The sequence below is a fragment of the Streptococcus sp. 2154 genome, from assembly GCF_013277255.1.
GTDB lineage: Bacteria > Bacillota > Bacilli > Lactobacillales > Streptococcaceae > Streptococcus > Streptococcus pseudopneumoniae.
In genome coordinates, this window is the sequence record NZ_VMMK01000031.1 from 70,434 (window position 1) to 81,863 (window position 11,430).

Below are 11,430 nucleotides of genomic sequence, written 5' to 3' on the forward strand. Positions count from 1 at the left end.
GGTTGTGGATAGAACTGACAGAGTCAGTATCATATACCTACGGTAAGGCGACGCTGACGTGGTTTGAAGAGATTTTCGAAGAGTATTAGATAAGTGAAGTATTTTAAAGGAATAAAAGGAGAAACAGAATGAAAAATAAACGTTTAATTGGAATTATCGCTGCATTAGCAATCTTAGTAGCAGGAAGCTTGATTTACTCTTCAATGAATAAATCAGAAGCTCAGAATAATAAGGATGAGAAGAAAATAACCAAGATTGGTGTGCTTCAATTTGTGAGCCATCCATCCCTTGATTTGATTTATAAAGGGATCCAAGATGGACTTGCAGAAGAAGGATATAAAGATGATCAGTTGAAAATCGACTTTATGAACTCAGAAGGCGACCAAAGTAAGGTTGCGACAATGAGTAAACAATTGGTTGCAAATGGCAATGATCTTGTGGTTGGTATCGCAACACCAGCTGCTCAAGGTTTGGCTAGTGCCACAAAAGACCTACCGGTTATCATGGCTGCTATTACAGACCCAATTGGTGCTAACTTGGTTAAAGATTTGAAGAGACCAGGTGGCAACGTTACAGGGGTATCTGACCACAATCCAGCTCAACAACAAGTTGAACTCATCAAGACCCTGACACCGAATGTGAAAACAATCGGAGCTCTTTACTCAAGTAGCGAAGACAATTCAAAAACACAGGTCGAAGAATTTAAGGCTTATGCTGAAAAAGCAGGTCTGACAGTGGAAACATTTGCAGTTCCTTCAACAAATGAAATTGCCTCAACTGTCACTGTTATGACTAGCAAGGTAGATGCTATTTGGGTTCCAATTGATAACACCATTGCATCAGGATTTCCAACGGTTGTCTCTAGCAATCAAAGTTCTAAGAAACCAATTTATCCAAGTGCGGCAGCTATGGTAGAAGTAGGTGGTTTGGCATCCGTTGTAGTTGACCAACATGACCTTGGTGTGGCAACTGGAAAAATGATTGCGCAAGTTCTGAAAGGTGCAAAACCAGCTGATACCCCAGTCAATGTCTTTTCAACTGGTAAGTCAGTGATTAATAAAAAAATAGCTCAAGAACTAGGTATTACGATTCCTGAGTCTGTTCTCAAAGAAGCAGGACAAGTCATCGAATAAATAAGGTAGGGAGGAGGAGACTCTTCCCATTTTTTAAAAAGATGAATATAGAAAGGATTAAATAAAATATGATTGTTTCCATTATTTCTCAAGGATTTGTTTGGGCTATTCTAGGTCTGGGAATCTTTATGACATTTAGGATTTTAAACTTTCCAGATATGACAACAGAAGGTTCCTTCCCTCTTGGGGGAGCTGTTGCTGTCACTCTGATAACCAAAGGCGTGAACCCTTTTTTAGCGACACTGCTTGCTGTAGGAGCAGGTTGTTTGGCTGGAATGGTGGCAGGACTTCTTTATACAAAAGGGAAGATTCCAACCTTGCTCTCAGGGATTTTGGTGATGACTTCCTGTCACTCTATCATGCTCTTGATTATGGGACGTGCAAATTTAGGCTTGCTTGGAACCAAGCAAATTCAGGATGTTTTGCCTTTTGATTCGGATTTGAATCAACTTTTGACAGGTCTTATCTTTGTCAGTCTTGTCATTGCTCTCATGCTCTTTTTCTTGGACACCAAACTCGGACAAGCCTATATTGCTACAGGTGACAATCCTGATATGGCTAGAAGTTTCGGGATTCATACTGGACGCATGGAGCTCATGGGCTTGGTCTTATCAAATGGTGTGATTGCCCTTGCAGGGGCTCTCATTGCCCAGCAAGAAGGGTATGCTGATGTATCTCGAGGAATCGGGGTTATCGTTGTGGGGCTTGCAAGTTTGATTATTGGAGAAGTTATTTTCAAGAGTTTGAGTTTGGCAGAACGTCTGGTTACCATCGTTGTAGGTTCTATCGCTTATCAATTCTTAGTGTGGGCGGTTATTGCGCTTGGCTTTAATACAAGTTACCTTCGTTTGTACAGCGCCGTGATTTTAGCAGTCTGCCTCATGATTCCAACATTTAAGCAAACCATCTTGAAAGGAGCCAAGTTAAGCAAATGACAGCAATTGTAGAATTAAAAAATGCAACCAAAATCGTTAAAAATGGCTTTGATGAAGAGAAGATTATTTTAAATGATGTTTCCTTAGAAATTTTTGAACAGGATTTCATCACGATTTTAGGTGGAAATGGTGCTGGGAAATCAACTCTCTTTAACACTATTGCAGGAACCTTGTCCTTAACCAGTGGAACCATCCGTATTTTAGGTGAGGATGTTACCAAGTTTTCACCAGAGAAGCGCGCTAAGTATCTGTCTCGAGTCTTCCAAGATCCAAAGATGGGGACAGCTCCTCGTATGACAGTGGCAGAGAATCTCTTGATTGCCAAATTTCGTGGTGAAAAGCGTGGATTGTTACCACGACGCTTGACTAGTTATAAGGATGAATTTCAAGCGACCATTGAAAAAGTAGGAAATGGTCTTGAGAAGCATTTGAATACACCGATTGAGTTTTTATCAGGTGGTCAAAGACAAGCCTTGAGTCTCTTGATGGCAACCTTGAAGCGTCCTGAATTACTCTTGTTAGACGAGCATACTGCAGCCCTTGATCCAAAGACCAGTGTCGCACTCATGGAATTGACAGATGAATTTGTCAAGAAAAATCAGCTGACAGCGCTTATGATTACTCATCATATGGAAGATGCTCTTAAGTATGGCAATCGATTAATTGTCATGAAAGAAGGACGGATTATACAAGATTTGAACCAAGAAGATAAAGCAAAAATGAAAATCTCTGATTATTATCAGCTCTTTGAATAAAGTAAGGAAAATGAGTGAAATGGTTTACTTTTTTTCTGAAATAAAGTATACTATATAAAGTAAGCTATGATAACATGGAGGTATTGTGTATGGTTGACAAACAAGTCATTGAAGAAATCAAAAACAATGCCAACATTGTGGAAGTCATAGGAGATGTGATTTCTTTACAAAAGGCAGGACGGAACTATCTAGGGCTCTGTCCTTTTCATGGTGAAAAAACACCTTCTTTCAACGTTGTAGAGGACAAGCAGTTTTACCACTGTTTTGGTTGTGGTCGCTCAGGTGATGTCTTTAAATTCATCGAGGAGTACCAAGGGGTTCCCTTTATGGAGGCTGTCCAAATCTTAGGTCAGCGTGTTGGGATAGAGGTGGAAAAACCGCTTTATAGTGAGCAGAAGCCAGCCTCACCTCACCAAGCTCTTTATGATATGCACGAAGATGCAGCCAAATTTTATCATGCTATTCTCATGACAACGACTATGGGAGAAGAGGCCAGAAACTACCTTTATCAGCGTGGTTTGACAGATGAAGTGCTCAAGCATTTTCGGATTGGTTTAGCACCTCCAGAACGCAACTATCTCTATCAACGTTTGTCTGGTCAGTATCGTGAAGAGGATTTCCTAGATTCAGGACTGTTTTATCTCTCGGATGCTAATCAATTTGTAGACACCTTTCATAATCGGATTATGTTTCCCCTGACCAATGATCAGGGAAAGGTTATTGCCTTCTCAGGTCGTATCTGGCAGAAAACGGATTCACAAACTTCTAAGTATAAAAATAGCAGATCGACTGCAATTTTTAACAAAAGTTACGAATTATATCATATGGATAGGGCAAAAAAATCTTCTGGAAAAGCCAGTGAGATTTACCTCATGGAAGGGTTCATGGATGTCATTGCAGCCTATCGGGCTGGAATCGAAAATGCTGTCGCATCTATGGGAACAGCCTTGAGTCGTGAGCATGTTGAGCATCTGAAAAGGTTAACCAAGAAGTTAGTTCTGGTATACGATGGCGATAAGGCTGGGCAAGCTGCGACATTGAAAGCGCTGGACGAAATTGGTGATATACCTGTGCAAATCGTCAGCATGCCTGATAACTTGGATCCAGATGAGTATCTACAAAAAAATGGCCCAGAAGACTTGGCCTATCTATTAACGAAAACTCGTATTAGTCCGATTGAGTTCTACATTCACCAGTATAAGCCTGAAAATAGTGAAAATTTGCAGGCTCAGATTGAGTTTATTGAAAAAATAGCTCCTTTGATTGTTCAAGAAAAGTCTATCACTGCTCAAAACAGCTATATTCATATTTTAGCTGACAGTCTGGCGTCCTTTGATTATGCCCAGATTGAGCAGATTGTTAATGAAAGTCGTCAGGCGCAAAGGCAGAATCGCATGGAAGGGATTTCCAGACCGACGCAAATCACAATGCCTGTCACCAAGCAGTTATCGGCTATTATGAGGGCAGAAACCCATCTACTTTATCGGATGATGGAATCCCCTCTTATTTTGAATGATTACCGTTTGAGAGAAGACTTTGCATTTGATACACCTGAATTTCAGATCTTATATGACTTGCTTGGTCAGTATGGCAATCTTCCTCCAGAAGTTCTAGCAGAGCAGACAGAGGAAGTTGAAAGAGCTTGGTACCAAGTCTTAGCTCAGGATTTGCCTGCTGAGATGTCGCCGCAGGAACTTAGTGAAGTAGAGATGACTCGAAACAAGGCTCTCTTGAATCAGGACAATATGAGAATCAAAAAGAAGGTGCAGGAAGCTAGCCATGTAGGAGATACAGACACAGCCTTAGAAGAATTGGAACGTTTAATTTCCCAAAAGAGAAGAATGGAGTAATAATGGCAACAAAACAAAAAGAAGTAACAACATTTGACGTACAAGTAGCAGAATTTATCCGTAATCATAAGCAAAAAGGGACAGCAACAGATGATGAAATCAATGCTAGTCTTGTCGTTCCTTTTACCTTGGACGCTGATGGGATTGAAGATCTCTTGCAACGGATTCAGGATGCGGGAATTTCTATCACAGATAACGAAGGAAATCCAAGTGCGCGTGTTCTTAGCAATGAAGAAGAACCAGAACTCAGCGATGAGGACTTGATTGGTTCAACGTCGGCTAAGGTCAACGACCCTGTCCGTATGTACTTGAAAGAAATTGGGGTCGTTCCTCTCTTGACCAATGAAGAGGAAAAAGAGTTAGCACTGGCTGTTGAAGCGGGTGACATCGAAGCTAAACAACGCCTTGCGGAAGCCAACCTTCGTTTGGTTGTTTCTATTGCCAAACGCTATGTCGGTCGTGGTATGCAGTTTCTTGACTTGATTCAAGAAGGAAATATGGGCTTGATGAAGGCGGTTGACAAGTTTGATTATTCTAAAGGATTCAAGTTTTCAACTTATGCAACTTGGTGGATTCGTCAGGCAATCACTCGTGCCATCGCTGATCAAGCTCGTACCATCCGTATCCCAGTCCACATGGTTGAAACCATCAATAAATTGGTTCGTGAACAGCGGAATCTCCTTCAAGAATTGGGACAAGATCCAACACCTGAGCAAATCGCTGAACGTATGGATATGACTCCTGACAAGGTTCGTGAAATCTTGAAGATTGCTCAAGAACCAGTATCTCTTGAAACACCAATCGGTGAAGAGGATGATAGCCACCTTGGGGACTTTATTGAAGATGAAGTAATTGAAAATCCAGTGGATTATACGACTCGTATCGTCTTGCGTGAGCAGTTGGATGAAGTCTTGGATACTCTTACAGACCGTGAAGAAAATGTTCTGCGTCTACGTTTTGGACTAGATGATGGAAAAATGCGTACCCTTGAAGATGTGGGTAAAGTATTTAACGTAACCCGTGAGCGTATCCGTCAGATTGAAGCCAAGGCTTTGAGAAAACTACGCCAACCAAGTCGTAGCAAACCGCTTCGTGATTTTATTGAAGACTAAGAGTGAGGATGAATATGGCTTATACAGAAGAGCAAATTGAAAATATCAAAACACGAATTTTATCAGCCTTGGAAGAAGTTATTGACCCTGAGTTGGGAATCGATATTGTCAATCTTGGTTTGATTTATGAGATTCGTTTTGATGGCGACACAGGGCAAACAGAGATTGATATGACGTTGACAACTATGGGTTGTCCCTTGGCAGACCTTTTGACTGACCAGATTTATGATGCTATGACAGAGGTGCCCGAAGTAACGGATACTGAGGTCAAATTAGTTTGGTATCCAGCCTGGACTGTTGAAAAAATGAGTCGCTATGCCCGCATTGCCCTAGGCATTAAGTAAACAGATAAAAGCATGTGAGAGACCATTGGAAAAGTGAGGAAATTTCCCATCTTTTCCTCTAGTCTCTCCTTTCTTTTGCTGATTTTATTCCAAGAAAATGATATAATAGTAGTTATGGAAAAAAAGAAATTACGCATCAATATGTTGAGTTCAAGTGAGAAAGTAGCAGGTCAAGGAGTTTCAGGTGCCTACCGTGAATTAGTTCGTCTTCTTCACCGTGATGCCAAGGACCAATTGATTGTTACAGAAAATCTTCCAATAGAGGCAGATGTGACTCACTTTCATACCATTGATTTCCCCTATTATTTATCAACATTCCAAAAGAAACGCTCAGGAAGGAAAATTGGCTATGTGCATTTCTTGCCTGACACACTTGAGGGGAGTTTGAAAATTCCATTTTTCTTAAAGGGAATTGTGAAACGCTATGTATTTTCTTTTTACAATCGGATGGAGCACTTGGTGGTGGTCAATCCTATGTTTATTGAGGATTTGGTAGCAGCTGGTATTTCACGTGAAAAAGTGAGCTATATTCCTAACTTTGTCAACAAGGAAAAATGGCATCCTCTTCCACAGGAAGAGGTAGCGAAACTGCGTACAGAGCTAGGTCTTAGTGACAATCAGTTTATCGTAGTAGGTGCTGGTCAAGTTCAGAAGCGCAAAGGGATTGACGATTTTATCCGTCTGGCTGAGGAATTGCCGCAGATTACCTTTATCTGGGCTGGTGGTTTCTCTTTTGGTGGCATGACAGATGGTTATGAACGCTATAAGAAAATTATGGAGAATCCCCCTAAAAATTTGATTTTTCCAGGTATTGTATCGCCAGAGCGGATGCGCGAGTTGTATGCCCTAGCGGATCTTTTCTTGCTTCCTAGTTACAATGAGCTCTTTCCGATGACGATTTTAGAGGCTGCCAGTTGTGAAGCTCCGATTATGTTGCGTGATTTGGATCTTTATAAGGTGATTTTGGAGGGGAATTATCGGGCGACAGCAGACAGAGAAGAGATGAAAGAGGCTATTTTGGAATATCAAGCAAATCCTGCTGCCTTAAAAGATCTCAAAGAAAAGGCTAAGAATATTTCCAGAGAGTATTCTGAAGAGCATCTGTTACAAATCTGGTTGAACTTTTATGAGAAACAAGCCGCTTTAGGGAGAAAGTAAAAAGTGAGGTAATCTATGCGAATTGGTTTATTTACAGATACCTATTTTCCTCAGGTTTCTGGTGTTGCGACCAGTATTCGAACCTTGAAAACAGAACTTGAAAAGCAGGGACATGCTGTTTTTATCTTTACGACGACAGATAAGGATGTCAATCGCTACGAAGATTGGCAAATTATCCGCATCCCAAGTGTTCCCTTCTTTGCTTTTAAGGACCGCCGCTTTGCCTATCGAGGTTTTAGCAAGGCACTGGAAATTGCCAAACAGTACCAGTTAGATATTATCCATACCCAGACAGAATTTTCTCTTGGCTTGTTGGGGATTTGGATTGCGCGTGAATTGAAGATTCCAGTTATCCATACCTATCATACCCAGTACGAAGACTATGTGCATTATATTGCTAAGGGAATGCTGATTCGTCCGAGTATGGTCAAGTATCTGGTCAGAGGTTTCCTTCATGACGTGGATGGGGTTATTTGCCCGAGTGAGATTGTTCGTGATTTACTATCTGACTATAAGGTCAAGGTTGAAAAACGGGTCATTCCAACTGGGATTGAATTAGCCAAGTTTGAACGTCCAGAAATCAAGCAAGAAAATTTGAAAGAACTGCGTAGTAAACTAGGGATTCAAGATGATGAAAAGATGTTGCTGAGTCTTTCGAGAATTTCCTATGAAAAAAATATTCAAGCAGTTTTAGCAGCCTTTGCTGATGTTCTGAAAGAGGAAGACAAGGTTAAACTGGTAGTAGCTGGGGATGGCCCTTATCTGAATGACCTCAAAGAGCAAGCCCAGAACCTAGAGATTCAAGACTCAGTCATCTTTACAGGGATGATTGCTCCTAGTGAGACGGCTCTTTACTATAAAGCGGCGGATTTCTTCATTTCGGCATCGACAAGCGAAACGCAAGGTTTGACCTACTTGGAAAGCTTAGCCAGTGGAACACCTGTCATTGCTCACGGAAATCCTTATTTGAACAACCTCATCAGTGATAAAATGTTTGGAACCTTGTACTATGGAGAACATGATTTGGCTGGTGCTATTTTGGAAGCCCTGATTGCAACACCAGACATGAACGAGCATACCTTATCAGAGAAATTGTATGAGATTTCAGCTGAGAACTTTGGGAAACGAGTGCATGAGTTTTATCTGGATGCTATTATTTCAAATAACTTCCAGAAAGATTTGGCTAAAGATGATACGGTCAGTCAGCGTATCTTTAAGACAGTTTTGTATCTTCCGCAACAGGTGGTTGCTGTACCTGTAAAAGGTTCTAGACGCATGTTGAAGGCTTCAAAAACACAGTTGATCAGTATGAGAGATTATTGGAAAGACCATGAAGAATAGAAAGAGGAACAGTATGAAAAAACAATTAATGAGAAGCGGTCGTGATAAAAAGATTGCTGGTGTTTGTGCTGGGGTAGCCCATTATTTTGATATGGATCCTACTATTGTTCGCGTAATATGGGGTGTTCTTGCTTTTGGTTATGGAGCAGGAGTTATAGCTTATATCATTTTATGGATTATCGCACCTGTAGCAACTGACTATTGAAAACTAGCTAAATTCATGCTAAGATAATAGAAAATAGAATGCAACGAAGGAGAGAAAAATGGCATTTGGAGATAATGGAAATCGTAAAAAAACTATGTTTGAGAAAATAACCTTGTTTATCGTGATTATCATGCTAGTAGCAAGTTTATTGGGAATTTTTGCAACTGCAATTGGTGCCCTCAGTAATCTATAAAATAGATTCAAGAAAATTTAGTGACTGGGATTTCCCAGCCCTTTTTTAAAGTGAGAAGAAAAAATGAGTATGTTTTTAGATACAGCTAAGATCAAGGTCAAGGCTGGTAATGGTGGTGATGGCATGGTTGCCTTTCGCCGTGAAAAATATGTCCCTAATGGTGGTCCTTGGGGTGGTGATGGTGGTCGTGGAGGCAATGTGGTCTTCGTTGTAGACGAAGGACTACGTACCTTGATGGATTTCCGCTACAATCGTCATTTCAAGGCTGATTCTGGTGAAAAAGGGATGACCAAAGGGATGCATGGTCGTGGTGCTGAGGACCTTAGAGTTCGAGTACCACAAGGTACGACTGTTCGTGATGCGGAGACTGGCAAGGTTTTAACAGATTTGATTGAACATGGGCAAGAATTTATCGTTGCCCACGGTGGTCGTGGTGGACGTGGAAATATTCGTTTCGCGACACCAAAAAATCCTGCACCGGAAATCTCTGAAAATGGAGAACCAGGTCAGGAACGTGAGTTACAATTGGAACTAAAAATCTTGGCAGATGTCGGTTTAGTAGGTTTCCCATCTGTAGGGAAATCAACACTTTTAAGTGTTATTACATCTGCTAAACCAAAAATCGGCGCCTACCACTTTACGACCATTGTGCCAAATCTAGGTATGGTTCGCACCCAATCAGGTGAATCCTTTGCAGTAGCTGATTTACCAGGTTTGATTGAAGGCGCTAGTCAAGGTGTTGGTTTGGGAACTCAGTTCCTCCGTCACATTGAGCGTACACGTGTTATCCTTCACATCATTGATATGTCAGCTAGCGAAGGTCGTGATCCTTATGAGGACTACCTAGCGATCAATAAAGAGCTGGAGTCGTATAATCTTCGTCTCATGGAGCGTCCACAGATTATCGTAGCCAACAAAATGGACATGCCTGAGAGTCAAGAAAATCTTAAAGAATTTAAGAAAAAATTGGCTGAAAACTACGATGAATTTGAAGAGTTACCAGCTATTTTCCCAATTTCTGGATTGACCAAGCAAGGTTTGGCTACGCTTTTGGATGCTACAGCTGAATTGTTAGACAAGACACCAGAATTCTTGCTCTATGACGAGTCCGATATGGAAGAAGAAGCTTACTATGGATTTGATGAGGAAGAAAAAGCCTTTGAAATTAGTCGTGATGACGATGCGACATGGGTGCTTTCTGGTGAAAAACTCATGAAACTCTTTAATATGACCAACTTTGATCGTGACGAATCGGTCATGAAATTTGCCCGTCAGCTTCGTGGTATGGGAGTTGATGAATCTCTTCGTGCGCGTGGTGCTAAGGATGGGGATTTGGTCCGCATTGGTAAATTTGAGTTTGAATTTGTAGACTAGGAGACTGATATGGGAGATAAACCGATATCTTTCCGAGATGCGGATGGTAATTTTGTTTCCGCCGCAGACGTTTGGAATGAAAAGAAATTGGAAGAACTATTTAATCGTCTCAATCCAAATCGTGCCTTGAGGTTGGCACGAACTAAAAAAGACAATCCATCTCAGTAAAGAAGCTAAAAAATCCCGTGCCTCATCAGACACGGGATTTTGTGGTACGACTGGATGTATAGCAAACTGAATCTGGAATAGCACAGCATATCTTCTAAAATATTGTTATCAATTGATTTGGATTTCAAAATTAAATTGTTTAATTCTTATTTCACTTTGTTATAGTATATCTGATGTCAAAGTTCTCGGCGAGTCAAATAGCGATTCCCAAGTCTGACTATCGTGAGGTAGCGGATTAAAACGATCTGGGGATAGACCGTTTTAAGTCTGACGCTGGAAATAAGAATCGTCAGGGGAAGGGATAGCGAAATCGTGGCTCTACGAACAGGAACGTGATAGTAAGGCGTATATAGTAGATAAGGGGGCTCAAAACTCTAAATTCTAAAAAGGTAGTCGTAACCTATATACATAAAGCACGAGAGTAATTGAATTCGGACTAAGATTTTCTATTTTCACTGTAACCTTTTAACGTCCTCATATCTTGTATACACGAGGAAAGATGTATGACTTATCCCGTGAGGTCTATCACTATAAAGAGAAAACGACAGATAGAAGTGATCCTGAGTCACGGTTATCTTTAAAATAGATTGTCTGATAGGATGCTAGCCTGAAAACGTCTTGTTCATGAAATATAGGACGGTATGTATAAAACGCTTCTGTGAACTGAGAGAAGGGGGAGAAGTTCTTTCTAAAGTTTAGTTGAACAGCCGTATTCCGATACTTAGATAAGGGAGCTAGTCTTAGCTCCTACTCGATTTCAGGGGACAAAAAAGGGGTAATAGCGCTTCGAGAAAGATTATACTCAAAATCTCTTCAAACCACGTCAGCGTCGCCTTGCCGTATATATGTGTTACTGACTTCG

12 protein-coding genes are annotated in these 11,430 nt (G+C 40.9%); all 12 read left to right on the top strand.

Annotation, left to right across the window (positions count from 1 at the left end; all coding sequences use genetic code 11):
- Positions 1-128: 128 nt before the first annotated feature.
- Positions 129-1,133: a tryptophan ABC transporter substrate-binding protein gene (gene trpX / locus HT693_RS06150; RefSeq protein WP_119942762.1), complete on the top strand. Its 1,005-nt coding sequence runs from the start codon at positions 129-131 to the stop codon at positions 1,131-1,133.
- A 68-nt stretch (positions 1,134-1,201) separates the two neighbouring features.
- Entirely contained in the window at positions 1,202-2,068 is an 867-nt protein-coding gene (locus HT693_RS06155) for an ABC transporter permease (protein ID WP_000637230.1), read from the top strand.
- A complete protein-coding gene (locus HT693_RS06160) occupies positions 2,065-2,823 on the top strand; it encodes an ABC transporter ATP-binding protein (RefSeq protein ID WP_050207531.1) in 759 nt (252 codons plus the stop codon). Before HT693_RS06155 ends, HT693_RS06160 begins: the two co-directional genes overlap by 4 nt.
- A gap of 89 nt (positions 2,824-2,912) precedes the next feature.
- Positions 2,913-4,673: a DNA primase gene (gene dnaG / locus HT693_RS06165; RefSeq protein WP_050207533.1), complete on the top strand. Its 1,761-nt coding sequence runs from the start codon at positions 2,913-2,915 to the stop codon at positions 4,671-4,673.
- A 2-nt stretch (positions 4,674-4,675) separates the two neighbouring features.
- Complete coding sequence (rpoD, locus tag HT693_RS06170) at positions 4,676-5,785, top strand: RNA polymerase sigma factor RpoD (protein WP_000201906.1); 1,110 nt, start codon at positions 4,676-4,678, stop codon at positions 5,783-5,785.
- A gap of 14 nt (positions 5,786-5,799) precedes the next feature.
- Positions 5,800-6,129: a metal-sulfur cluster assembly factor gene (locus tag HT693_RS06175; protein ID WP_000331925.1), complete on the top strand. Its 330-nt coding sequence runs from the start codon at positions 5,800-5,802 to the stop codon at positions 6,127-6,129.
- Between the two features lie 33 nt (positions 6,130-6,162).
- Positions 6,163-7,287 (top strand): alpha-galactosylglucosyldiacylglycerol synthase, encoded by a 1,125-nt coding sequence (cpoA, locus tag HT693_RS06180; RefSeq protein ID WP_172925030.1) that lies wholly within the window; start codon positions 6,163-6,165, stop codon positions 7,285-7,287.
- Between the two features lie 15 nt (positions 7,288-7,302).
- Positions 7,303-8,628: a glycosyltransferase family 4 protein gene (locus tag HT693_RS06185; protein WP_138704916.1), complete on the top strand. Its 1,326-nt coding sequence runs from the start codon at positions 7,303-7,305 to the stop codon at positions 8,626-8,628.
- Positions 8,629-8,656: 28 nt separating this feature from the next.
- A complete protein-coding gene (locus HT693_RS06190; RefSeq protein ID WP_016398151.1) occupies positions 8,657-8,833 on the top strand; it encodes a PspC domain-containing protein in 177 nt (58 codons plus the stop codon).
- Between the two features lie 58 nt (positions 8,834-8,891).
- Positions 8,892-9,026, top strand: a complete 135-nt coding sequence (locus HT693_RS06195; RefSeq protein WP_000863859.1) for a DUF4044 domain-containing protein — start codon at positions 8,892-8,894, stop codon at positions 9,024-9,026.
- A gap of 63 nt (positions 9,027-9,089) precedes the next feature.
- The gene (gene obgE / locus HT693_RS06200) at positions 9,090-10,400 is read left to right on the top strand and encodes a GTPase ObgE (RefSeq protein WP_138704917.1); all 1,311 of its coding nucleotides are present in this window, start codon (positions 9,090-9,092) and stop codon (positions 10,398-10,400) included.
- A gap of 9 nt (positions 10,401-10,409) precedes the next feature.
- Entirely contained in the window at positions 10,410-10,568 is a 159-nt protein-coding gene (locus HT693_RS06205; protein WP_007284777.1) for a hypothetical protein, read from the top strand.
- Positions 10,569-11,430 lie beyond the last annotated feature (862 nt).